The organism is Corynebacterium sp. MSK310, from assembly GCF_030227355.1.
GTDB classification, from domain to species: domain Bacteria; phylum Actinomycetota; class Actinomycetes; order Mycobacteriales; family Mycobacteriaceae; genus Corynebacterium; species Corynebacterium rhinophilum.
On sequence record NZ_JASPFZ010000008.1, the window covers coordinates 16,187 to 40,806 of the forward strand.

Sequence of the window (24,620 nt, forward strand, 5' to 3'; positions counted from 1 at the left end):
GGCACCTTTAACCGTGAAAAAGCTCTACGGACTGCCTACTCTGGCCGCCCTTTTGGTTGCCTTCTTTATTTTCAGCATCTCCCGCTATAGCAAATACGACGGCCCCAATGCCTTCATCTGGCGCGTGCCACTGGATTTGAAGATTTACTGGCTCGCCGGCGGCGAGGTGGCTGACGGCGCCAATCTTTATGACAACGCCTATATTGGCGATCTTCCTTTTACCTACCCTCCCTTTGCCGGCACGCTGTTCAAGTGGATTTCCGCGCTTGCCGATGACCCCCTTATCATCCTCTGGCAAGGCGGCACCATCCTTGCCTTATTGGCCGTCATCCTCATGGTCTTCCACGAGCGCGGCCTTAAACTTTCGCCGTTGACCTGGGTGGTTGCCATTCTGCTGGTGCTGTGCGCCCCGGCCGTAGAGCCGATGTACGGCACCTTGTTCTACGGCCAGATCAACGTCTTTTTGATGTTCTTGGTTGCCCTCGACGTCATTCCAAAGAAGTGGGCACTGCCAGGAATTGGCATCGGCCTCGCCGCAGGCTTGAAGCTCACCCCAGCCTTTATGGGCTTAGTGCTCCTTTTCCAGAGGCGCTGGTGGCAGGCGGTTATCTCCGTCCTTACCTTCGCGGTGACCGTTGCGATTGGTTTCGTCACCATTCCGGATGCCGGGGTGTTCTGGACCGATGCCATCTTTAATTCCTCGCGCGTGGGTGAACACACCAACCCTGGTGCGCAATCCATTCGCTCAGTCATGGTGCGCGCCTGGGGCATCGACGGCGGCTGGATGTGGCTCGCCGCTGTCGCGGTCGTCTTCGTCTTGACCTGCCTGGCCCTGCGCACCGCGATGAAGCACAAGAATAACTCCGCCGCCGTGTCCATTGCCGGCATTAGCGCATGCTTGGTCTCGCCCTTTTCCTGGTACCACCACTGGGTCTGGATCTTCCCGCTGGCTATCGTGGTTCTCATCTCCGTCAACCAGGCACTGGGCAAGCGTTTGCGCGGTGTTATCGGCGCGCAAGTAGCAGCACTCATTTCCTTCGCGGCCATGTGCGTGGTGCTCCTGCCCTTTGTCTCCGCAGCTTTTTGGCTCGAAGCCTCCAACCGCTCTCTGAACCATGTGGACTTCCAGCCTTGGGCTCTGCTCTTTTTCACCGGCTCCGGCATCCTCTACATCGCCTTTTATGCGCTGTGGGGATTTATCCCCGGCACCCAACCCAGCGAGGAAGACGCTCCCAGCGGACGGCACGCGGCACAGAACGCTACCCAACCACAGCACCACGTCCAGCCCCAGCACGCCCAGCAGGAGCATGCTCAGCCGCAGCACACTCAGACAGCCGGTGCTGCCGCACGGGGTTCTGCCACTACCGACGAAACCGCACAGTTCCCGGTATTTAACCCTGAGACCCGCGAGTTTCCGTCCACCGAGGGCTATACCGATATTCCGGCTCCCCCGTCCTACGGTGGCCGCCACGCACTCGATAACGACTAGCGGCACGCCGCCGCGGGCTGCAGCAGCCATCTCCGCGCCGCCGCGTCGGCCGCGCCCAGCTACTTCCAGTGCGGCTCTAGGCGTGCGATCACTGAGTGCGCAGGCCCAGTCGGCGATCGGTTAGCTAATTAGCGCACCGGCCGGTAGGTGTGAAGCTCGCGGCAGGTTTCTTCGACGACGTCGCGCCAGCTGCCGGTTTCTTGGAAGAGGCGGCGTTGGCGTTCGTATCCGGCGCCGCCTTCGATGATTTCATGCACCAAGGCCAGCTCCTCCGCACAGCCTAACTCGCGGGCTAAGGGCGTTAGTTCTTCTACCATCTGGGCCAATTCATCTTTGACCCAGGCCTCGTCCGTATCGCGCGAGGTAATAACGAGGGCATCCATGCCGTAGCGCGCACCGCGCCACTTATTTTCCGCCACGTGCCACGGCTGCAAGACGGGTAACTCCTCGCCGGCATCAATCATGCGGTCATAGTGCACGACCAAGCAGTGCGTTAGCGCGACGACTGCGGATAGCTCCCGCAGGTTCGAGGTGGCATCGGATACGCGGACCTCTACGGTGCCCCACTTCGAGGCCGGGCGGATATCAAAGTGCATCGAGCCGGTGTGATTGATGACCCCGGAAATCGCCTGATCCCGCATATAGGACTGCCACTCGTCCCACGTGAAGAACTGGTAGGGCATGCCTGCGGTAGGCAGCTGTTGATAGAGCATCGTGCGATTGGAGGCGTAGCCCGTGTCCAATCCTTCCCACCCCGGCGAGCACGCAGAAATGGCCAAGAGGTGGGGGTACTTCGTCATCAACGCATTGATGATGGGCCAGACGCGGTCCTCGTGGCTGATGCCCACGTGGACGTGGGTACCCCAGAGCAGCATCTGCTTTCCCCAATACTGGGTGCGGGCGATGATCTCTTGATAGCTGGGTTTATCTGAAAGCGGGTTTTCCCGGAAATCCGTAAACGGGTGCCCGCCAGAGGCCCACACATCGATGCCGAGCTTGGCCGCGGCTTCTTCCACGGCGGCCAGCGAAGTTCCTAGCTCCATAATGGCTTCCGGCACCGTGGAGCAAATGCCCGTGACTAGTTCCACCGTATTCTGGAGGAATTCTTTTTCCACGTGAATATCGGGGTGGGCGGCAGTAGCGAGATCAATGAGCTCAGCCCCGCGCGGGACGAGATCGCGCGAGTCGCGGTCTACGAGCGCGACTTCCCATTCCACCCCGAGCGTGGGCTCGGGGGAACGGGCGAATACTTCTGCCGGAATCTTCACCTGTCCAGCTTAACGGATAGGCGGTAATATTCCATGAATTTTATTTAGGCCTGTGGGACTGCGAGGGCGACCACGACGGCTCCGTCCTCGGTGGCTTCCTTGGGAAGGTCCCTATTCATAGGCTTGACTTCTGCCTGGTAGCGCGCGGCAACTTCCCTGGCCAGGGACTCTGCAGAGGCATCGCCTTCTGGGTAGAAGACGGTGGTCTTGGGCACGGTCAACACGTCGCCTGGCAGGTTGCCCACATAGCCTACCTTGAAGCCACCGTCCTTCAACACATCGGCTTCGTTTTTGGCCTTATCGGATTCACCGGAGTTATTGAGCACGCTGACCTTAATGTCATTGCGGTCGCGCGCAGCGGACGGCGCGTCGTTGCCGCCGGCCCGGGCTGCATCCCCGGTGCGGTCGGAATCTTCGCCGCGCGCACCGTCCTCGCGGCCCGCATCGCGGTTGGCTTCGTCCTTGGCGTCGCCGTTCGGGTGCGCGTTATCGCCCTCGCCTTCGCGCGGCGGTTGGTTATTGGCCCCGTCGCGGGAGCCATCGCCGCGGACGCCATCGGCGGCAGGACCACCGGCGCCATTGCCTTCCTGGCCTCCATTAGCTGAGCCGTCCGACTTCGACTGCTCGGAATCGGAAGCAACGGTCGAATCGTCGTCTTCTGAGGTCATGGCATAAAGGCCCCACAGGCCGAGCATCACGGCCACGGCGATCAACACCATCGCAAGCCCGCGCAGTGGTAAACCGCCTTTCTTAGCGTGGGCGCCTCCCCCACCGCCGCCGGTTCCGGCCGCAGCGGCTCCTGCTCCGGCACCTGCAGCGCCAGCGGCAGCAGCGTCGTCGTAGGCGTCGTCATAATAAGCATCGCCGTAATCGGCCGCGGCGGCATCGCCAGCGGCGTCGTCGAATTGCTGGTCGTATAGATTGTCCGGATTCTCTTTAGTCACTTCAGTAACATTAGTAGCCGGTTCTAACGCGGTGGGGTATTTCCCCGCGCGGCGCGCCGCGTATTTTCACGCTCCTCCCGCAGGCGCTTCAGCCGCGCCACCAAGAGGGGATGGGATTCGGCGGCAGCAGGGACATCAAGAAGCAGGTTCAGCCGTTGGTGATAGCGCACCGGCGAGATATCCAGCTGCGCACGAATGGCCTCTTCCTTGCGGCCAATGCTGCGCGGGGCGGCTTCCTCAAAATCTAAGATGGCGGCGTCTAGGTCAGACAAGGGGTTCATGCCTAAACTGTAAAGCATGACTATTCGCCCCATCGTTATCCACGGCGACCCCGTGCTTCATCAGCCCACCACGCCGGTGGAAGAATCCGAGATTTCCAGCCCAGAGATGCAACAACTCATCGCGGACATGTACGAGACCATGGAAGTTGCCCATGGCGTGGGCTTGGCTGCGAACCAGGTGGGCATCGGCAAGCGGCTCTTCGTCTACCACTGCCCGGATACCGAAGGCCCCGATGGCACCGAGCTGCCCGCGGACAAGGCCGGCATGCGCAAGGGGTGCGTTATCAACCCGGTGCTGGAGACCTCCGAGATTCCAGAGACCATGCCTGCCGATGACGGCTCCGATGACGAAGGCTGCCTCTCCGTGCCGGGCGAGGGCTTTCCCACCGGCCGTGCCGACTGGGCGCGCGTGACCGGCAAGGACGAGCACGGCAACGACATTACCGTGGAGGGCTACGGCTTTTTTGCCCGGTGCCTGCAGCACGAGACCGGTCACCTCGATGGCTACGTCTATACCGATACCCTCATCGGCCGCTACAAGCGGCAGGCCAAGAAGGCCATTAAGCGCAATGGCTGGACTGAGCCGGGCTACACCTGGATGCCGGGTGAAGACGAAGATCCCTTCGGGCACGACGATTAATCATGTCTCGCATCTTTCGTTCCGATGACGTGCAGGTAGGCGATCGCGTCGTGGCCCGGCGCGATTTTGGTGATGTGCACAGCGATGTCATTGGCCACGTCCTCAGCCTTGAGCCGCTGATCATCCGCCCGCAGCAGGTCGGCGGCTATCCCTCTGACCTCGAGGCCGTGGAGATCGCGCCCGAGCAGCTGAAAATTATCAAGCGCCTCTCGCCGCGGATGGTGCGCAATTCCGATATTCGCGCCGTCGAATACGCCACCGCCCAGGCCTTTCCCGGCAAGGAGCACACGTGGACTTCGGACGGCTCCTGGCTCATGCGCGCCGGCGATGGCGTGACGGGCCGGTCTAATTCCGCCGTCCCGCTCGGCCCCTCCGCGGGCTTTAACCCGGTCCCGCTGGCGGAAATCACGGAGTTCTTCCGCCGCCACGATCTCCCGGTGCGCCTGCTCATCCCGGAACGCATTGGCAAGCCCGCAGAGCGCCTGCTTGCCGATGCCACCTGGGAGACCGAACCCGAAATCCTCGTCATGGTCCTGCGCGATCTCGCGGGTCTATCCGCCGAGGTGCCGGGCTCACACCCCAGCGGGGCGGAGTTCCGCATCGATGACCAACCCGATGACGCGTGGCTGCAGATGTACCACTTCCGCGGCCAGGCGCTGCCTGCCCAGGCCTTGGAGTACCTGCGCGCCCGCATCGAGGGCACGATGGGCTTTGGACGGTTAGTTATTGACGGCGAGACCGTTGCCATCACCCGCGGCACCATCACCGAATCCGGCGACGGCACCGCCTGGCTGGGATACTCCGCCGTGGAGGTAGCACCCGCGCATCGCCGCCAAGGTTTGGGTGCCCTCTTGGGCCAGCACATGCTGCGCTGGGGGCGCGAGCAGGGCGCGCAGCACGCCTACCTCGATGTCCTAGCTTCTAATACCGCCGGCATTCGCCTGTACGAAAAGCTGGGGTTCATCGAGCAGCACCGCCAGATCTACGCGCAGCTGCGCGACTAGCCCTTCGCTGCGCTAGTCCGCCTAACCCGCCGGCCGCAGCCTGGACTAGTCCGGGCCATTGCCCGCGCGGTACTGTATTATCCATGCGCATCACCACGTGGAATATCAACTCCGTTCGCACCCGCATCCAGCGGGCGCTGGATCTTCTCCACACGCACGACATCGACGTGCTGTGCCTACAAGAGACCAAGGTCAAGGACGATAAATTCCCCCGCGAGGCCTTCGAGGATGCCGGGTACCACGTCACCTGCCATGGCCTGAACCAATGGAATGGCGTGGCCATCATTTCCAAGGAGGAACCGGAAGAAGTCTTTACCGGATTCCCCCACCAACCTGGTTTTTCCAAGAACCCTGAAAAGCCCCAGAACCGTGAAGCCCGGGCGCTTGGTGCGCGCATCCGCGGGATAGAAATCTGGTCGCTGTATATTCCCAACGGCCGCGAGATCACCGACCGCCACTATGACTACAAGCTGGACTTTCTCTACCAGCTCTCCCGCTACGCCGCGGGGCGTGCCCAATCCAAGCTGCTTCTAACCGGCGATTTCAATATTGCCCCGCGCGATGAGGACGTATGGGATATCGAGGCCTTCCGCGGCAAGACACACGTTACCGAACCCGAACGCGCCGCCTTCCAGATGCTCGAGGAGGCCGGCCTCGAAGAGGTTACGCGCCGTTTTACCGAAGACCAGCGCTATACCTACTTTGATTACAAGGGAATGCGCTTTCACAAGAACGAGGGCATGCGCATCGATTTCCAGCTGGCCTCGCCGCCGCTGGCCAAACACGTCACCGGCGCGCGCGTAGACATGGAAGAACGCGCTGGCGAGAAGACCTCCGATCACTGCCCGCTCAGTGCAGATTTCGATCTGCCCGATTTCGATTCCGTGCGTTAAATGACCTGGTCGCTCGATCTCAGCTTCTGGCAGCTGATCTTCCTCATCATTGATTATTCCATCAAGATCATCGCCGTGGGCTTCGTGCCAGAAGGCCGCCGGCCCTCCAATTCCACGGCATGGCTGCTGGCTATTTTGGTGCTACCCGTCATTGGCCTGCCGCTGTTTTTGCTCATGGGCTCGCCGTATATCAACCGGCGCCGCCACCGCATTCAGCAAGAGGCCAATGAACGTCTTGAAGATATTTCCGCCCGCACCCCGGATCACCCCAAGGGCATCCTGTCGGCGGAAGTGGAATCCGTCATCAAGCTCAACCGCGAGCTAACCGGCTTTCCGGCGCTCATTGGCCATAACCTGGGCCTGCATGCGGATTACGATGAATGCATTCGCGCCATCGCCGCGGCCGTAGACCGCGCCGAAAAGTACGTCTCCATCGAGGTCTATATCCAATCCTGGGATGAGACCACGGATGTGTTGTTCCAGGCCCTCGCCCGCGCCACCGCCCGCGGTGTCAAGGTTCGCCTTTTGCTGGATCAGATTGGCAGTTTTAAGTACAAGGGTTATTCCTCGCTAGGAGATAAACTCACGGAAATCGGCGTGGATTGGCGCCTCATGCTGCCTATCCAGCTGCACAAGGGCCGCTTCCGCCGCCCGGATCTGCGCAATCACCGCAAGCTCGTCATCATCGATGGCGAGGTAGGTTTTATCGGTTCCATCAACCTGATCAAGCGCCAATATAAAACCAAGGACCGCTTCTGGATCGATTACATGGTGGAACTGTCTGGCCCCATCGTCACCGCCATGACCGCGGTCTTCGCGGTGGATTGGTACACCGAATCCGGCGAGAACCTCCCGCTAGATGAGCTGCCGTATGATGATGCCCAAACCGTCGATGCCAACTACCTGCAGATGATCCCATCCGGCCCCGGCTATACCACCGAGCCCAACCTGCGCATGTTTAACTCCCTAGTGCACCACGCCAAGCAGCGACTCGTGCTGTGCTCGCCGTATTTCGTGCCGGATGAATCGCTCTTAGAGGCCGTCACCACCGCCTGCTACCGCGGGGTGGACGTGGAGCTTTATGTCTCCGATACCGCGGACCAATTCATGGTCAACCACGCCCAGTCCTCGTATTACCAAGCGCTACTTGAGGCCGGGGTGCATATCTACCAATTCCCCTACCCCTACGTCTTGCACTCCAAGTTCATCATCACGGATCCGGATGACCAGGAGTTCAATCCGCTGTGCATGTTCGGCTCATCCAATATGGACCCGCGCTCCTTCGGTCTCAACTATGAGACCACCATGCTCGTGGCCAAAGGCGATCTCCTCGCCCAGTTCAACCAGCTCGCCGCCAATTACCGCGCGGTCTGCCACGAGCTCACCCTAGAGGAGTGGAACCAGCGCGGTTTTGTCCGCCGCTACGTCGATAACGTCATGCGGCTGACCTCGGCACTGCAATAAGCTTTGCTTGCCGATGCCCCAATAGTCCGCTCATAGGATATCTAAAACAAGCCTTCTGTTGTAGAGCCAAAGTAGAACATCCCGCGTTGAACCGCGCACGGCATTACCGCAGAGATGAGTTTGTAGTCCACTTAATTGACTCCGGATCGGCGTTAATTATTGGAACTAATTGCGAAAGATACGCCGAATTCTCCGCAGATTTCCCTCTTGTCTATTGCTTTTTACTGTAAAGCCTGATCCTAGATTTTGACATTGCCTATGCGCGAGAGCGTATCAAAAGCTTAGGGAATACAAGAGTGATCATATCGCTCCTGTTCCGAAGAGGATTACAAAAGGAACTTCTTTAACGTCCAAAATTCTGTACGGCAAAAAGCTCACCATTCGCCCCAACGGCAATGCCCGTACCAACCGTTTTCGCTTCTGGATCTAGCAAAATCTTCCTGTGGCTGGGAGAATTCAGCCACATATTCACCAGCTTCGCATCTGCGAAATCGTCCCATGCTTGAAGGACGTTTTCGCCACCGGCAGGAATGCTATCCGGATAGGTTTCCCAATGATTTGGCCGATGCTGCAAATCCCCTGTTCCCACCAAATGGTCAGCCCAGTCCTGAGCGATATTATTTAACGCAGGGTTTTCTGTCACGGGATTTAAACCATGATCCGCCCTTGCCGCATTGACTTCATTAACAATAGAGTGCGCACGCGCACCATCGGGCTTCATGTGGCTAACCACTTCAGCGGCGTTACCGATAGGACCTTGTGCCTTAGCTGGAGGGGTAGTTGCGGCTACCCCACCTCCCACTAATGCTGCGCCCGCGATAGTCGGGGCTACAAACTTCTCAACAGAATCAGGAAGAATTTCGTCGGACACTTTTATCACTCCTTCAGATAAACTTGGCTAAATTGCTCTACACAATCTCTTTCCCTCTCTTCCCACCTTAACAAAAAAGAAAAATATTTTCAGCACATAGACAATATTTAAACTGCATTTCCGATAAAATAGAATTATATTTAAAGGCGTTCAGAGTTTAATTTGCGATATGCGCTCATCCATAGGGTCCTCAACCATTCTCCCACCTGGAAAGGCTGTTTTCTGAGGCAGCCATTAATCACCACTAATAAAAAATAACCGGCTGATCACAATCAGCCGGTTACCAGTCAGGTCTCAAACAACAGACCTACCCACACTGGACGAACCCGAATAACTTCGCCCGGAGGGTTCACAGATTAATTAAAGCTTCCTCTCTACAAACACGATATCCTCGCCTAAGCATCGCGCTTGTGCAGCACCAGCACGCCAAGGGCCCACAACACCGCGGCCCAGATGAAGAATACGATGCCGCTGCCTGCGGCCTCGGTCCACAGTGCGTTATCCACTGGGGTATTGAATAGCCAGTTCTGGAAAGCGGTAAAGGGCATGTAGCTACCAATCTTATCGCCTACCACCGGCATCATGCTGACGATTTGATCCACGCCCAAGTACAAAATAAGGCCCAGCGCCACAGAGCCCGCGGTCTGGCGAATGAGCATGCCGATGCCTTGGGCAAAGGCCACCAGGAGGCCCGCGGCCAGTGGGTACTTCCACAGCTGCTCGCGGCCGACTTCATCGTTCCAGGGGTCGAAGGTGGCGGAAATGGAGCTATCGGCAAACAGATCCGTAAGCAGGTACGCGCCCACCACACCAATGAAGGTCAGTACGGCCGCGATGACCGCGTATAAGACCAGCTTGGCCACGGCCACGCTCCAGCGCCGCGGGGAGGCCATGAAGGTAATGGACTGGGTGCCGAAGCGGTATTCCGTGGTCACCAGCATGATGGCCTGAATCATCAGCACCGGCAGGCCTAGGGTCCCCAAGAATACGATGGTGAACTCGGGACTAATAAGCTGGAAGCCCATATCAACGGCTTCCGGATCGAGTGGCTCCATAAACGCAGCGGTGACACCGGCCCAGCCCCAGGAAAATAGGAGAAATAGCGCGGTGGTCCACCAGAAGGAGCGGGTGGTGCGCAGCTTAATCCACTCGGATTTCAAGATATTCAACATGGCGGATTAAACCTCCTGCTCGTTGGGGCGGGCGAACCCACCGGACTGACCGGGCTGGCCTGCCTGGCCCGACTGACCTGCCTGCGCGCCCGAGGCACCAGGCGTGCCTGCGTGATACTGCACGGCATCGCCAGTGAGATCCATGAAGGCATCCTCCAGCGAAGCGCTTTTCAGGGTGAGCTCGTGCAGCGGCACCCCAGTGGAATAAGCCAGCTCGCCCACGAACTCGGGGGTCTGGTTGATGACCTCGAGCCGCGGGCGGCCCTCCTCGTCCTTCGATTCGGTAAAGGAAACGCCCTCCTTCTTTAGGGCTTCACCGAATTCCGGGAGGTGGTTCGAGCGCACATACACCAAGGACTGCGAGTGGCCGCGGACGAACTCGTGGGTGGGCTTATCCGCAACCATCTTCCCCTTGCCAATGACCACGAGGTGGTCAGCCGTCTGGGCCATCTCGGACAAGAGGTGGGAGGAAATCAAAATGGTGCGCCCTTCTGCAGCCAGCGCGCGCACGAGCTGGCGCACCCAACGGATGCCTTCTGGATCTAGGCCGTTGACTGGCTCATCCAGGATGAGGATTCCCGGATCGCCCAATAGGGCGCCCGCAAGGCCCAAGCGCTGGCCCATGCCGAGGGAAAAGCCGCCGGCTTTCTTACCGGCGACATCGGAAAGCCCCACCAGCCCCAGCACCTCATCAACGCGGGAGGCGGGAATGCCATTGGCCGCCGCCATCCACTTCAGGTGATTCGCGGCCGTGCGGTTGGGATGTACCGCCTTCGCATCCAAAAGCGCGCCCACCTCGCGCAGCGGGTGCTCCAAGTCGCGGTAGGGTTTGCCGTTTACGCGAATCTCGCCCGCCGTGGGCTCGTCCAAGCCCACGATCATCCGCATGGTGGTGGATTTGCCGGCACCATTGGGCCCCAAGAAGCCGGTGACCACACCGGGCTTTACCTGAAAGGTGAGATCCTCAACCGCGCGGACAGACCCGTAATCCTTAGTCAGTCCCTGTACTTCAATCATGAGCACTACAGTGCCATAATTTTGGATACTTTACCGGTACAGTTTTTCCACCCGCTGCCGCAGGGCGGGAAAGGCGTGGCGAAATGGCACGATAAGCGGCAGGTTTTCCACCTCATCCAGGCCTACCCAGCGCAGCTCGTGCGATTCCTCGTTGGCGGTGGTGGGCAGGCGCAGGCCGCTGCGGGTGCGCGCTAACACGGTGGTATAGGTCCATTCCCCCGGCAAATCCCCCGCGGGAGGATAGGGCCCGGCGGTTATTTGGGTGTCGAGCACCTCGACATCGGCAGGCGCGATGGCGCATTCCTCGTGCGTTTCCCGCAGCGCGGCCTGGGTGGGTGTTTCTTGCAAGTCCCGCGCGCCGCCGGGAATCCCCCAGGTATTGCCGTTATTGGTCCACGCGGCGCGGTGTTGCAGCAGCACCTCGCGCCCGGCGACGAGGAAGAGGCCGGCGGCACCGAATTTTCCCCATACGCGAATGCCACTGGGGCCCGCCGCCCAGCCGTCTCCACTGTGAGGGTTATGCATATTTTCTATCCTAGCCACACACGCGGGTAAATGGTGGCGCCCAGCACACTGGGGGCGTTATTCTAAGTAAATGACTGAGCAGGCAGTGCGGGTAGAGTCAGAGCGCGAAGAGGACGCTCACCCCAGCGATCACTGGCTGGATGAGGTTACCGCACCCTCTCGCCCGGCCCTAAGCGGGCTCACCCACCGCGCCATGGAATGGTTTGCGGGCCCGGCGCGCCTGCTGCGGCGGTTTTATTACTTCGCCTCCACCACCCCAGGCAAGCTTTTTACCGTCACCCTGATCCTCACGGTGGCGTTGGGAGCCGCCGGCTTATCGATGTCCCAGTCTTCCGCCGCCCGCCACTCCGACCTCGACGAGCTGCTTAATACCACCGAGCCGATGTCCAATGCGGCCCACCACCTCTATAGCTCCCTTTCGGTGGCAGATACCATCGCCACCACCGGATTCGTGCAGGCCGGCGTGGAATCAGAGGGCAACCGCGAGCGCTATAACGATGCGATCGATGCCGCCTCCATTGCCGCGACCGAATCCGTGCTGGGCACCACGCCTGACGATGCCCGCGTGCGCGATCTCGTTACCTTCATCCAGCGCGAGCTGCCCATTTATACCGCGATGATTGAAAAGGCGCGCTCGAACCACCGCGCCGGCAATGCCGTGGCTAATTCCTATATGTCCAATGCCTCCTCGCTCATGCGCGAGCACATCCTGCCGGCGGCCTCCGAGCTATTCCAGCTGACCACTGCGAAGGTCAACCAGCAGCAGCAAAAGCTCACCTCGCCGCAGTGGGTGCCGCTATCTGGCCTTTTGGCTGCGGTCTTCTTCCTCATCGTGGCGCAGTGGTGGCTGTGGCGCCAGACCCGCCGCCGGTTCAACCGCGGCTTTTTAACCGCAACGGTGCTGCTCTTCTTGGCCATTTTCTGGGTCGCGCTGTCTAATTTGGCCACCTGGTCCACCGGCCACCAGGGGTTTGAAACAGCCTCGCGCCCGTGGGATTCGCTGACGGCCTCGCGCATTGAGGCGCAGCAGGCGCGCACCTCAGAAACCCTCGCGCTGGTGCTGCGCTCCTCCGAGGAGGATACGCTCGAGCGCTTTTCCGGATCGGTAGATTCCATTGAAAAGGCGCTGGGGGATTATGAAAGCGCGCTGCATGATGATGACGTCGAGGTCAACGATCCCGAGCTCATCCACAGCGCCCGCGCCGCCACCGAAAAGTGGCAAGACTCGCACGAAAAACTCATGGAGGCGCTGAGCGAGGGCGACTACGATGAGGCGGTCTACCAGGCCACCATCACGGATCCTGAGGATGGCGAAACCACCGCCGCGCAGTCCTTTAATGAGCTCGATAGCGAGCTTTCGGAGCTCATCGGCCAGGCGCGCATCGCCATGCGCACCTACTTGGAGCGCGGGCTAACCGCCATGACCGCGGTCTCCTCCGCCGTCTTCCTGCTCACCCTGTGCGCCATCTTCGCGGTGTGGCTGGGCATTCGTCCCCGACTGCAGGAGTACCTCTAATGCGCTACCGAGCACCCCTTACCGCCATCATTGCCACCTGCAGTGTCCTCGCGCTGGCCGGCTGCGATATTCGCTCCGCTCCCCCGCTGGAATCGCCCGAACAACAGGCACTCGATGCCAGCCCCGGACCGCCGCTGCCAGAGGGCTCCGCCATAGAAGAAGCCGGCAGCACCACACCTAAGAAGGAAGACGATACCGAACTCAAAGGCACCTACCGGCCGGATGGCAAAACGGCGAAGGAGCGGGTGCCGGACATCGTCAAGCGCGGGCGCCTTATCGTGGGCGTAGACCGCTCCAATAACCTGTTGAGCTACCGCGATGCCGCCTCCGGCGATGTCCGCGGCTTCGAGGTCGATATCGCCCACGAGATTGCCCGCGATATCTTCGGCGATCCCAATAAGGTGGATTTCCGCTTCGTCGAATCCTCCAACCGCACCGCGGCGCTGGATAATAGCACCGTCGATATCATCGTGCGCACCATGACCATTAGCCCCGAACGCGAGAAGGAAGTAGCCTTTTCCATTCCCTATATGACCACGCAGACCCGCATGCTGGTGCTCACCAGCTCCGGGATGAATTCCATCGATGATGCGGAAGACAAAAGGCTGTGCGGGGTGCGCGGGTCCACCGCGCTGGATACCATCCGCGAGCGCGCCCCCAAGTCCGATATCCTCATCACCCGCTCCTGGGGCGATTGCCTCATGGCGCTGCAGCTCAACCAGGCCGATGGCGTGGTGGTTGATGATGCCCTGCTCTCCGGCATGGCCGCGCAGGATTCCTATACCTCCATCGTGGGCGAGCCCCTAAAGACCGAGAACTACGGCGTTGCCGCGCGCCGCCCCAGCAAGGATCATGACACCCGCCCGCTGCTGCGCCAGGTCAATTCCACCTTAGAGCGCATCCGCCGCGACGGGACGTGGTCCGACATCTTTGATACGTGGCTCGGCGCTTACCTAGACGAGCCCACCCTGCCGTCGGGTACATACATCGAGGAAGATAAGTCATGAAGCATAACCCGAATTTCAGCGAAGACGAGCTCGAATACCTAGAGCCCGAAAACCTCGATACCCAACGCCAATTCCGAAAGCCCACCAAGTCTTCTTACCGCGACGCTGACCACGGCCAAGAACCTGACCAAGACCGCAGCCAGGACCGCGACCTCGGCGCTGCCGACTCCCCTGACGCAGCCAACACAGGCGACGCCGCCGACCCCGCTGGTCCGGATACCGCCGCTGCTCGCCCCAACGCTGACAACCGCAACATCGGCGCCGATACGGCGGCAACCACTCATAACGCTGGCAAGAGAAATAAAGGCACTAGCGAAGCTGACGTTGATACCGCCGCAGCGCAGGTTCCCGGCACGGCCCCTGCCGCTGCCTTCCCGAATACGGAGGCCACGGGTAGGCGTACAGCGGACGGCAGTACGACTGGCCCAAACGGTGCGGGCCCAAACGCTGCTGACCGGGCCACAGCGGGCCAGGGCGCCTCAGCTCAGGGCGCGCGGAACGGCAACGACGCCGATGAGAGCGACGATGACGGCGAAACCGGCGGAGTGGGCACGGCGGCCGTGGCGTATGACCCGTTCGCCAGCGAGCCCATCGAGCACCGCGGAGATCCGGGAACTTCTGCGGTGGCCTTCGATCCCTTTGTCGATGACGATGAAGACGACGACGGATCCATCGACCCGGATCACCTCTCCAGCCTGCTCGCGGACCTAGAAAATATCCGTGCCCAGCGCGAGAACGAACGCGATGAGAAAACGGCCCAGGAAAAGTCCTCGGAACGTTCGCGCCAGCAGGCGATCGATACCTTCCGCGAGCGCCGCGGTACGCAGCGCACCGAGCGGCCGGTTGCTGATGGCATGGTGCGCCTGCCGTTTATCACCCCGGCCGATCCCACCACCGCCCTCATCGATCCCAAAGAAAAGATCAAGGGCAAAAAGGTCCCACCACCGCAGCTAGAACCGGGCGATATGGTGGCAGAGCAATACGAGATCCTCGGCGTCATCGCCCACGGCGGCATGGGCTGGATTTACCTTGCCAATGACCACTACGTCTCCGGGCGCGTGGTGGTGCTCAAGGGCATGCAGGCCCAAAAGTCTGCCGATGAGACGGCCGCTGCCGAAGCCGAGCGCGAGTTTCTGGCAGACATTACCCACCCGGGCATCGTCAAGATTTTTAACTTCATCGACGATGAGCGCGTGCCTGGTGGATTCATAGTCATGGAGTACGTGGGCGGGCCATCGCTAAAAAACAGGCGCAAAAAGCAGCCCAACGAGCTTTTGCCCGTTGACATTGCCATTGGCTATATCCTGGAAATCCTGCCGGCGCTGGAGTACCTGCACTCGCGCGGCGTGGTCTATAACGACCTGAAGCCGGATAATATCATCGTCACTGAGGACCAGGTCAAGCTCATTGACCTGGGTGCGGTCTCCGGCATCGGGGCCTTCGGGTTTATCTACGGTACCCAGGGCTTTCAGGCCCCGGAGGTCGCCTCCAGGGGTCCGTCCATCGCCAGCGATATCTATACCATCGGCCGCACCCTGGCGGCGCTGTGCCTTAAGCTGCCCAGCGAGGACGGTGTCTTCCTCCCCGGCATCCCCAACCCGTCCAAGGAGCCGGAGCTGCGCCGCTTCCTTTCCCTCTACCGCCTGCTGCTGCGCGCCACCCACCGCGACCCGCAGCGCCGGTTTAGTTCCATCAAGGAGCTGCGCACCCAGCTCTACGGAGTGCTGCGCGAGGTCCTTGCCATCCGCGACGGCCGCCAGTACCCCTCCCAGCACTCGCTCTTCTCGCCGCAACGTACCACCTTTGGCACCAAACACCTGGTCTTTCGCACGGATCAGCTTATCGATGGCATCGATCGCACCATCCAAATCACCGCCCCTGAGGTCGTCTCCGCCTTGCCGACGCCCCTGGTAGACCGCGATGATGTCGGCGCCAGCCTGCTGCAAGGTACCTCGTATGCCGAGCCGCAGGAAGCACTTGAGACCCTGCGCCAGGCCATGCGCACCCCGGAATACGAGCATTCCGCCGAGATTCCCCTCGGCGTGGTGCGCTCCATGATTGACCTGGGTTATACCGACGAGGCGCGCCAGTGGTTGGGCTCCATCGAGGACCGCCTGGGCCGGGACTGGCGCTACCAGTGGTACGCCGGCATTACGGAGCTCTTGCACGATGATTACGTCGATGCACAGGAGTACTTCGCCACCGTTTTGGACTTATTGCCCGGCGAGGCCGCCCCGAAGCTCGCCATCGCGGCCATCAATGAGCTCATCCTGCAGCAGATTGATTACAGTGAAACACCTCTTATCGATGCCACCGTAGCCCGCGCCTGCTCCAACCTCTACACCACCCTGGCGGATCTCCCCTCTTCCGCTTTTGAGGGGCAGCCGGAAATCTGGTCGCACGTCACCCAAGACCCAAGCGCACTGCGGTTTAATTCCATGCGCCTATACGGCATCGTCTGGGCAACCAACCCCACGACGGTGTCCTCCGCCTTTGGGCTCGCACGCCAATTGCGCGCGGAGGGGCAGGTGGAGCTGTCCGTAGCCACCTTGGATAAGGTACCCAATGCCTCGCGGCACTTCCGCATGGCGCTTCTGACCACCGTGCTGCAGCTCATCGTGCATGATTTATCTGAATCGCGCATTCGCCGCGCTGCCCGACGCCTCGAAGAAGTCCCCACCAACGAGCCGCGCTTCCTCCAAATCAAGATCGCCGTTATCTCCGCGGGCCTTAACTTCCTGCGCAACGCCGATCTCGCGCGGGCGTCCTCGCCCAATGATCTCTTCGAGTACGCCTTTACCCAGCGCGGCCTGCGCACCGGCCTTGCCGAGACCCTGCGGGCTCTTGCCCGCCAGGCCCCGTTTAGCCGCCACCGCTACGCGCTGGTGGACTTGGCCAACCAAGTCCGGCCCATCACCACTTTCTAGCGGCTACTTAGATGGCCTACTTAAATAGGCCTTCCTCGCGCGCCTTGGCTGCGACGTCTGCAGACTTCTGCGCGATGGCCAGCTCCTCATTGGTGGGAACCACCAAGACCTTGACCGGGGAATCATCGGTGGAGATGACCCGCGGCTCATCGGAGCGGACGAGGTTGCGCTCCTTATCAAAGTCGATGCCGTACATATCCAGGTTGTACAGCGCGTCTTGGCGCACCTCGGTGTCGTTTTCGCCCACACCGGCGGTGAAGGTAATCGCGTCCACGCGGCCCAGAGCAATCATGTAGGAACCGATGAAGCGGCGCAGCTGGTGGATGTAGATGTTATACGCCAGCCATGCGTCTTCATTGCCATTATCGATGTGCTCGCGCAGCGTACGGAAGTCATTGACGCCCGCGATACCCTTGACGCCGGATTGCTTATTAAGCAGGTTATCGATCTCGTCGATGCGCATGCCCGCCTGGCGCACTAGGTGGAAGATGATGCCGGGATCGATATCACCGGTACGCGTACCCATGGCGAGGCCAGCCAGCGGGGTAAGGCCCATCGAGGTATCGATGGCACGGCCATTGCGGATGGCCGCCGCGGAGGCACCATTGCCCAGGTGCAGCGTGATCTGGTGGGTGTGCTCCGGATCGCGGTCCAAAATCTTCGGCACCTGTTGGGAGACGAACTCGTGAGAGGTGCCGTGGAAACCGTAGCGGCGGATATCGTATTTGGAGGCGACGTCGCTATTGATGGCATAAAGCGCTGCGGCCGGCGGCAGGGTATTAAAGAATGCAGTATCGAAGACCGCCACGTGCGGAATATCTGGCAGGATCTTGCGCGCCACGCGGATACCGTCCAGGTTCGCCGGGTTGTGCAGCGGGGCCAACGGGATGAGGTCCTCGATCATCGATTCAATTTGGTCCTCGATGAGTTGTGGCTCCGAAAAGAGGCGGCCGCCGTGCACGACGCGGTGGCCCACGGCGATGATATCGACGTCCTTCGGGCCCACCTGATGATCATCCATCAGGTCAAAGGCGCGCTTTAGGCCAAAGGAGTGATCGGGAACTTCCAGTTCCTCGGTGACCTTTTCCCCGCCGACCTTGATGGTGATGGCGCCGCTCGGCTCGCCAACCTGTTCCACCAAGCCAGAGACGAGTGGATCATCGGTGGCACTAGCGGTTGGGTCCACCAACTGAAACTTGATGGATGAGGATCCCGAGTTAAGGACCAGTACGTATGACATTTATTTCTCTCCAGCCTGGATAGCGGTAATGGCAACGGTATTGATGATGTCTGGAACGGTAGCGCCGCGGGATAGATCGTTGACCGGTTTGTTCAGGCCCTGCAGGATGGGGCCCACGGCTAAGGCGCCGCCGGTGCGCTGCGCGGTCTTATAGCCAATATTGCCGGCATCCAGATCGGGGAAGACGAAGACATTGGCCTTACCCGCGACATCAGAATCCGGCATCTTCTTCGCGGCAACGCCAGGATCGCAGGCGGCGTCGAACTGCAGCGGGCCATCCACCTTCACCGAGGAGTCCAGCTTCTTGGCGGCCTCGACGGCCTCGATAGCGCGCTCGACATCCGGGCCGGTGCCGGAAGCGCCGGTGGAGTAGGACAGCATGGCCACGCGCGGATCGATGCCGAACTGGGACGCGGTTTGCGCGGAAACCACGGCAATCTCGCCCAGCTGTTCCGCAGTCGGATTCGGGTTCACGGCGCAGTCGCCGAAGGCCCACAGGCGCCCGCGCATGACCATCAGGAAGATGGAGGAGACCACCGAAGCATTCGGCTTGGTCTTGATGATCTGGAAGGACGGCTTAATGGTGTGGGCGGTGGTGTGGGCGGCGCCGGATACCATGCCATCAGCAAGCCCTTTGTGCACCATCATGGTGCCGAAGTAGGAGATGTCCTGCATGGTCTCGCGGGCCTGCTCTAGGGTCACGCCCTTCTTCTTGCGCAGTTCCGCGAAATCGGCGGCGAATTCCTCCGCAAGCGGCGATTCCAGGTGGTCGATGATATCGGCACCCGAGACATCCAGACCCAGCTCCTTGGCGCGGGCCTGGATATCGGATTCCTTGCCCAGGATGGTCAGCCGGGCAACCTCATCGCGGAGCAAAGCATCGGCAGCTTCAAGGATGCGGTCGTCATCGCCCTCGGGCAAGACGATGTGGGATCCAGCCGACTTGGCTTGGTCGATGAGTTGCTTCTGGAAGAGGTCCGCGGACATAACGGGCGCGGTCTCCTCGGCGGCCTGCAACGCACCTGGCACGGCCTCCAGATCGGTGAAAACGCCGGCAACGGTAGCGCCGAGGGACTCGGCCTTGCGCTGCGCCAGCTCCGCCGCGCGCTCGGGGGCGCCGGAGATAATGACCAGCGGCAGGCCCAGCGCGGCGGCGACCTCCGCATCGAAGGTGATCTCGCCGGTGCCTTGGACCAGGAGGGCACCGGCAGTGGCGGTGGGCGCGTTGGCCAAAACATCCGCCACGGTGGGGTCAAAATCTTCTAAGCGGAGCAATTCAGCGCCAAGGCTATCCGCCAAGGCGGGAATATCGAGGCCATCGAAGCCGCGGCCGATGGAGCTTAACACTGTGGACTGGGATGCAGACATGCGGATTACCTTTCCTTTGCCGTCACGGGGAACACTGGGAACACGCGCCGTAACATTATGCCGTACATCACAGTTACTAGCACGTGGTGACGTCTCCACTGTACGTGAATCAGACGCTTTTCCGCGCCTCGGCGCCCTCCTAAACTGGGGGTTGTGAGCACCGTGACAATTAATGCATGGCCACCGCGTAGAATGTGAGAAAACCCAAAGAAAGGACACCCTAAACAGATGACTAGCCCCGTGCGTGTCGCCGTGGTCGGCTCCGGACCGGCCGGCATTTACGCCTCTGACCTCCTCGTAAAGTCCGATGTGGACGTGCAGATCGATCTCTTTGAAAAGATGCCTGCGCCCTTTGGCTTGATTCGCTACGGCGTCGCCCCAGATCACCCACGCATTAAGGGCATCGTGCAGTCACTGCACAACGTCATGGAGAAGGAAGAAATCCGCTTCCTGGGCAATATCGAAGTGGGCAAGGACATCACCGTCGAAGAGATGCGCGAGTACTACGACGCCATCATCTTCGCCACCGGCGCCACCGCCGATAAGGAAATGGGCATCCCCGGCGAGGACCTCGAGGGTAACTACGGCGCCGGCGAATTCGTGGGCTTTTATGACGGCAACCCCAACTTCGAGCGCGATTGGGACCTATCCGCGGAGTCCGTCGCCGTCGTGGGCGTGGGCAACGTCTCGCTCGACGTATCCCGCATCTTGGCCAAGACCGCAGATGAGCTGCTGGTGACGGAGATCCCAGACAACGTCTACTCTTCCCTGAAGGAAAACCGCGCCAAGGAGGTCCACGTCTTTGGCCGCCGCGGCCCGGCGCAGGCCAAGTACACGCCGAAGGAGCTCAAGGAGCTCGATGAGTCCCCCACCATCGAGGTCATCGTGGACCCAGAAGACATCATCTACGACGAGGCATCAGAAGAAGCTCGCCGCGCCGCCAAGTCCACCGACTTGGTCTGCCAGACCCTAGAGTCCTACGCCATGCGCGAGCCTGGCGATGCCCCGCACAAGCTCTACATCCACTTCTTCGAGTCCCCAGTAGAGGTGCTTGGCGATGACGGCCACGTCACCGCCATCAAAACCGAGCGCACCCAGCTCAATGGCGATGGCTCCGTGAGCGGCACCGGCAAGTTCACCGAGTGGCCGGTGCAGTCGGTCTACCGCGCCGTGGGCTACCACCCGCAGTCCGTCGAGGGCATTCCCTTCAACGACGACTCGGCCACCATGCCCAACGACGGCGGCCACGTGCTTGCCGATGTCGACGGCAAAAAGCTGCCCGGCCTCTACACCACCGGTTGGATCAAGCGCGGTCCAGTGGGCTTGATTGGCAATACTAAATCCGATGCCAAGGACACCACCGGCATGCTGCTAGAGGATTACAAGGCAGGCGAGCTCGAATCCGCCACCAAGCGCGATCCGCAGGAAATTCTCGATCTGCTCAGCAGCCGCGATATCGCCGTCACTACCTGGGACGGCTGGCACCGTCTTAACTCCGCCGAGCAAGCCGCCGGCGAGCCGCACGGCCGCGAGCGCATCAAGATCGTCGAGTGGGACGAGATGGTCAAGCACGCCGGCCCGCAGCGCTAACCAGCGCCGCGCTGCGCTAGTCGGTATCGTCCACCCCTGAGGTCAGCTTGGGGTCGAGTTCGACCCCACCCTCATATTCAATGACCTCAATATCGGGCACATTGTCCGCTTGCGGGTCGATACCGCGCGCACCGCCCTGCGCGAGCAGGCCAGGAGTCGAGGTCACGCTCACCTTATGCGCCGCCAATGCGGCGCGGTCGCGGGCCTCTTCCACCGTCTCCGCCGTCGTGGTCACAAGCCCCATACGCCGGCCCTTATAGGCATCGGGCTTACCAAAGAGCTTCACGTCCGTCTCGGCGTAGTGGAGGGCGGAGGCAATGCCGGTAAAGGCGACATCGGCAAGCGGCTCCTGCGCGTGCAAGAACATGCTGGCGCCTGGGGTTATCAACGTGGCGTCGATGGGATAGCCCAAAATGGCGCGGACGTGCAGATCAAACTGGGAAAAGCGCTGGGTATAGGCGGTAAGCATCGCCGTATCCGAAGGCCGCGGGGAGACCGAGGAAAAGTAAACATCATCTCCGGCGACGAAAAGCTCCACGCCGTACACGCCGCGCCCGCCCAGCTCATTGGAGATGCGCGCCGCAACCGACCGCGCGTTCTCCAGCGCAATCTCGCTCATGCCGGTAGGCTGCCACTCCTCAACCAAATCGCCCTTTTCGTGGCGGTGGCCAATGGGCTCGCTAAACCACGTGGCCAATTGGCCCGTGGCCGGGTCAATGGACCGGATGGCCAGCAGCGTGACCTCAAGGTCAAAATCCACGAAGCGCTCCGCCACCACGCGCTGCGAATCCGAAGAAACGCGGCGCACTGTTTCCCACGCCTCGCGCACGTCTTCTACATCCCGCGCCAGCATGTGGCCTTTGCCCGAGGTGGACACGTCCGGCTTTACGATGCACGGAAACCCCAGCTCCGTCGCCGCTTCTTCCAGCTCCTCCACAGAGGAGGCAAAGCGGTAGGCCGAGGTCGGCAATCCAATATCTTCTGCCACCGCGCGCACCCGCTCGCGGTCTTGGGTGAGCGCGCAGGCGCGCGCCGTGGGCACGACGACGGCATCGGTGGACTGCTCAACCTGCTCCAGGGCCTCCACCGCAACGATTTCCACCTCCGGCACCACGTAGTGCGGCTGAATCTGCTGCACCAATTCTGATACCTCCGCGGAGTCAGTTATATCCGCGATATAGCTATAGTGCGCCACTTGGTGCGCCGGCGCCCCCTGGTACTTATCCACCGCGTGCACCTCAAGGCCCAGGGACTGGAAGGAAATAGCCAGCTGCTTTCCCAACTCGCCCGCGCCGAGCAGCAATACCTTCGTGGCATTGCCCGTCAGCGGCGTGCCGATATGACCGGCGATTTTGCCTGGAATATCCATGACTTTGCTCCTTTGATTCCGCTCCGAGCAGCAGATACTTCCCCAAAGTATTTCATAGATGCCCGCCGCAGCCCGGACGCACATGCGTGAAGTGCATAAACGCAAGCGCCCGGCCAAGGATTTTCATCCTCGAACCGGGCGCTCGTTGGGCTCTAGAGCGGACCGCTAGGCCTGGGGTGCCTCTGGTGGAACCGGGGCATCGACTGGCTCTGCCACGGTAATGATGTTGTCCTCATACCCCAGCGCACCGCCGATAAACTTGCCACCACAGGTGATAAGAACGAGGCGATTCGTGCCGTCCGTGTCATTGACCACGTCCGGGAAATCCCCACCCTTAGGCAAACGGTACGGCTTTTCCGTCACGCGAAAGACACGCTCCTCACCATCGATAACCACGGTGAATTCCTGGTTTAGTTGCAACCGGGTAAATTTTTCCGCGTAGCCAGTACCCTGACCCTGGTAATTCACGTGGCCGGTAATCACACTAGAACCGACATTACCGGCATCACCAGGAACAGCGGAAGCAGAATACCAACCCAAACGGGTGACATCATGTGGCGGCAACAGCACACCCCGGTCAGTCACCTGCACCGGATCCACAGCAGCGTACTGGCCATCGATGCCCACGGACATCGCTGCGAAACCATGAAATTGACCCGGAGCCGTTTCAAATTCATGCTCCTGTGCGCCAGACTCATCGACGAACGCATCACCCTTAGCTTCCGGGTTTTTCCCCGCAGAAGTATCTACAGCCGATCCACTCTGTGATCCCTGCTCAGCCTCATTGCCTCCCTCACCAGTGGTGAAATTAAGAACCAGCAGGAACAGCAGCACAATTACCGCCACTACCAGCGCGATAAAACCAACCTTCTTACCTCGGCTTAGGGATTCCTCGCGGCCTGTTTCCTCAGACATTACCTAGTCTCCTCACTTAGTTTTCTCAATGGTTCATAAAATGGTTTTCCCCCTCCAGCGTGTACGGGGACACCCTGAAGGGGGAAACTTTGTACCCAGGCGCTATAGCCTGCTACCTAACCAGTACGTTCACACTACTTAATGTAGGTTTGCATACCTGGTTCAAGTTCGGTCGCACCAGATGGCACGGACTTAATCTCGGTACGTTTTGCATCCGACGGCAATGGCTTACCAGTCTTGCCAGGCACGTGGTTCGTTATATCGACATGCTGCTCGACCTTACCAGTACCCTTGTCAGCCTGTGCCGGAGCATCCTGCTCCTTCACCTTGACGCTCGGGCGCTCACTCTGGCTTTCAGCCTTTTCCTTAGGCTTAGACTCCGGCTTTTCGTCCTTCTTAGACGTTACCGTCTGGTCATCATCATTGATGTCCTTGTGCTCAGCAATGTGGTTCGGCTTTTCCGGAGTTACATCCGGAGTCTCCTCACCCTTGGCATCAACCTCAACAGAGGTCAACTCCTCAAAGGCAACCGCAGCCTCAACCGGCTCCGTCACATCATCATGAACAGTGATTTCAACATCAACCTTGCCAGCAGACTTCTCTGGGGTAAAGGTCTTCTCACCGGTACCCAGAACAGTCTTCTCATCCTTCTTGGAAATAAGCTCAGCCTTCAGAGTGTATTCCTTACCAGGAACCAAGCCCTCATAGGAAACCTCATCAACAATCTTGGCGCCAGCAACGACAACGTGCGAACCTTCAGCAAAATCAGCATCCGTCGTGATCTTTGGCTCTGGGCTGTCACCAGGCTCCTGCCCCTGCACCTCGGTCGGGCGAGGCTCCTTCGACTTCTCAGAAGATGTGCTCGTAGAAGGCTTAGCGTTGGCCGAGGTCTTCGAAGAAGACGTCTTCGTTTCGGACGGCTCCGAAGGCTTAGATTCGGACGTAGTCTCCTTCTTTGGTTCAGAGCTCTTGGACTCCGAAGTACTTGGCTTGGAGCTACTCGTCGAAGTCATTGGCGTAGACGTCTCCGAAGGCTTGTTGTCCTTCTCAGGCTTCTCATCCTTCTTAGACGTTACCGTCTGATCCGCATCATCGATGTCCTTGTGCTCAGCAACCTTAT

The 24,620-nt window shown here is 60.2% G+C and carries 21 protein-coding genes; 9 read left to right on the forward strand and 12 right to left on the reverse strand.

The window, feature by feature from the left end; all coding sequences use genetic code 11:
* Positions 1-13 precede the first annotated feature (13 nt).
* Positions 14-1,489 (forward strand): glycosyltransferase 87 family protein, encoded by a 1,476-nt coding sequence (locus tag QP891_RS07220; RefSeq protein WP_284770461.1) that lies wholly within the window; start codon positions 14-16, stop codon positions 1,487-1,489.
* A gap of 128 nt (positions 1,490-1,617) precedes the next feature.
* On the opposite strand, the gene QP891_RS07225 is transcribed toward QP891_RS07220, so the two are convergent.
* From QP891_RS07225 to QP891_RS07235, 3 genes are read right to left on the reverse strand one after another with little or no spacing between them, the layout of a single operon-like run.
* Entirely contained in the window at positions 1,618-2,757 is a 1,140-nt protein-coding gene (locus QP891_RS07225) for a glutamate--cysteine ligase (RefSeq protein ID WP_284770460.1), read from the reverse strand.
* Between the two features lie 44 nt (positions 2,758-2,801).
* Positions 2,802-3,701: a LytR C-terminal domain-containing protein gene (locus tag QP891_RS07230; RefSeq protein WP_284770459.1), complete on the reverse strand. Its 900-nt coding sequence runs from the start codon at positions 3,699-3,701 to the stop codon at positions 2,802-2,804.
* 23 nt (positions 3,702-3,724) lie between these two features.
* A complete protein-coding gene (locus QP891_RS07235) occupies positions 3,725-4,000 on the reverse strand; it encodes a DUF3263 domain-containing protein (protein WP_284770458.1) in 276 nt (91 codons plus the stop codon).
* On the opposite strand from QP891_RS07235, the gene QP891_RS07240 reads away from it, so the two are divergent.
* The 4 genes from QP891_RS07240 (at position 3,999) to cls (ending at position 7,983) form a co-directional block, all read left to right on the forward strand.
* Entirely contained in the window at positions 3,999-4,622 is a 624-nt protein-coding gene (locus tag QP891_RS07240) for a peptide deformylase (RefSeq protein ID WP_239268507.1), read from the forward strand. The genes QP891_RS07235 and QP891_RS07240 overlap by 2 nt on opposite strands.
* Before the next feature lie 2 nt (positions 4,623-4,624).
* Positions 4,625-5,626 carry an N-acetylglutamate synthase, CG3035 family gene (locus tag QP891_RS07245; protein ID WP_284770457.1) on the forward strand — a complete coding sequence of 334 codons (1,002 nt, stop codon included), beginning with the start codon at positions 4,625-4,627 and terminating at the stop codon, positions 5,624-5,626.
* An 83-nt stretch (positions 5,627-5,709) separates the two neighbouring features.
* Positions 5,710-6,519, forward strand: a complete 810-nt coding sequence (locus QP891_RS07250; RefSeq protein ID WP_284770456.1) for an exodeoxyribonuclease III — start codon at positions 5,710-5,712, stop codon at positions 6,517-6,519.
* Positions 6,520-7,983 (forward strand): cardiolipin synthase, encoded by a 1,464-nt coding sequence (cls, locus tag QP891_RS07255; protein ID WP_284770455.1) that lies wholly within the window; start codon positions 6,520-6,522, stop codon positions 7,981-7,983.
* Between the two features lie 343 nt (positions 7,984-8,326).
* Here the strand turns inward: cls and QP891_RS07260 are convergent, their stop codons facing one another.
* The 4 genes from QP891_RS07260 to QP891_RS07275 form a co-directional block, all read right to left on the reverse strand.
* Positions 8,327-8,854, reverse strand: coding sequence for a CAP domain-containing protein (locus QP891_RS07260; protein WP_284770454.1), 528 nt, complete (start codon positions 8,852-8,854; stop codon positions 8,327-8,329).
* 395 nt (positions 8,855-9,249) lie between these two features.
* Positions 9,250-10,026, reverse strand: a complete 777-nt coding sequence (locus QP891_RS07265) for an ABC-2 transporter permease family protein (protein WP_284770453.1) — start codon at positions 10,024-10,026, stop codon at positions 9,250-9,252.
* A gap of 6 nt (positions 10,027-10,032) precedes the next feature.
* Entirely contained in the window at positions 10,033-11,043 is a 1,011-nt protein-coding gene (locus QP891_RS07270; RefSeq protein ID WP_284770452.1) for an ABC transporter ATP-binding protein, read from the reverse strand.
* A gap of 30 nt (positions 11,044-11,073) precedes the next feature.
* Positions 11,074-11,568, reverse strand: coding sequence for an NUDIX domain-containing protein (locus QP891_RS07275; RefSeq protein ID WP_284770451.1), 495 nt, complete (start codon positions 11,566-11,568; stop codon positions 11,074-11,076).
* A 70-nt stretch (positions 11,569-11,638) separates the two neighbouring features.
* On the opposite strand from QP891_RS07275, the gene QP891_RS07280 reads away from it, so the two are divergent.
* From QP891_RS07280 to QP891_RS07290, 3 genes are read left to right on the forward strand one after another with little or no spacing between them, the layout of a single operon-like run.
* Positions 11,639-13,084, forward strand: a complete 1,446-nt coding sequence (locus QP891_RS07280; protein ID WP_284770450.1) for a GlnX family signal transduction membrane protein — start codon at positions 11,639-11,641, stop codon at positions 13,082-13,084.
* Complete coding sequence (locus tag QP891_RS07285; RefSeq protein WP_284770449.1) at positions 13,084-14,091, forward strand: glutamate ABC transporter substrate-binding protein; 1,008 nt, start codon at positions 13,084-13,086, stop codon at positions 14,089-14,091. The genes QP891_RS07280 and QP891_RS07285 overlap by 1 nt, the downstream gene beginning before the upstream one ends.
* Positions 14,088-17,018, forward strand: coding sequence for a tetratricopeptide repeat protein (locus tag QP891_RS07290; RefSeq protein ID WP_284770448.1), 2,931 nt, complete (start codon positions 14,088-14,090; stop codon positions 17,016-17,018). Before QP891_RS07285 ends, QP891_RS07290 begins: the two co-directional genes overlap by 4 nt.
* Before the next feature lie 16 nt (positions 17,019-17,034).
* On the opposite strand, the gene QP891_RS07295 is transcribed toward QP891_RS07290, so the two are convergent.
* Both QP891_RS07295 and pta read right to left on the reverse strand, forming a co-directional pair.
* The gene (locus QP891_RS07295; protein WP_284770447.1) at positions 17,035-18,258 is read right to left on the reverse strand and encodes an acetate kinase; all 1,224 of its coding nucleotides are present in this window, start codon (positions 18,256-18,258) and stop codon (positions 17,035-17,037) included.
* Positions 18,259-19,626, reverse strand: a complete 1,368-nt coding sequence (gene pta, locus QP891_RS07300) for a phosphate acetyltransferase (protein ID WP_284770446.1) — start codon at positions 19,624-19,626, stop codon at positions 18,259-18,261.
* 228 nt (positions 19,627-19,854) lie between these two features.
* On the opposite strand from pta, the gene QP891_RS07305 reads away from it, so the two are divergent.
* Positions 19,855-21,216 carry an FAD-dependent oxidoreductase gene (locus QP891_RS07305; protein ID WP_284770445.1) on the forward strand — a complete coding sequence of 454 codons (1,362 nt, stop codon included), beginning with the start codon at positions 19,855-19,857 and terminating at the stop codon, positions 21,214-21,216.
* A gap of 16 nt (positions 21,217-21,232) precedes the next feature.
* On the opposite strand, the gene purT is transcribed toward QP891_RS07305, so the two are convergent.
* From purT to QP891_RS07320, 3 genes are all read right to left on the reverse strand, one after another.
* Entirely contained in the window at positions 21,233-22,585 is a 1,353-nt protein-coding gene (purT, locus tag QP891_RS07310; RefSeq protein WP_284770444.1) for a formate-dependent phosphoribosylglycinamide formyltransferase, read from the reverse strand.
* Positions 22,586-22,750: 165 nt separating this feature from the next.
* Positions 22,751-23,500 carry a class F sortase gene (locus QP891_RS07315; protein WP_284770443.1) on the reverse strand — a complete coding sequence of 250 codons (750 nt, stop codon included), beginning with the start codon at positions 23,498-23,500 and terminating at the stop codon, positions 22,751-22,753.
* Between the two features lie 134 nt (positions 23,501-23,634).
* Positions 23,635-24,620 (reverse strand): VaFE repeat-containing surface-anchored protein (locus QP891_RS07320; RefSeq protein WP_284770442.1); only part of this gene is annotated, 986 nt, incomplete at its 5' end.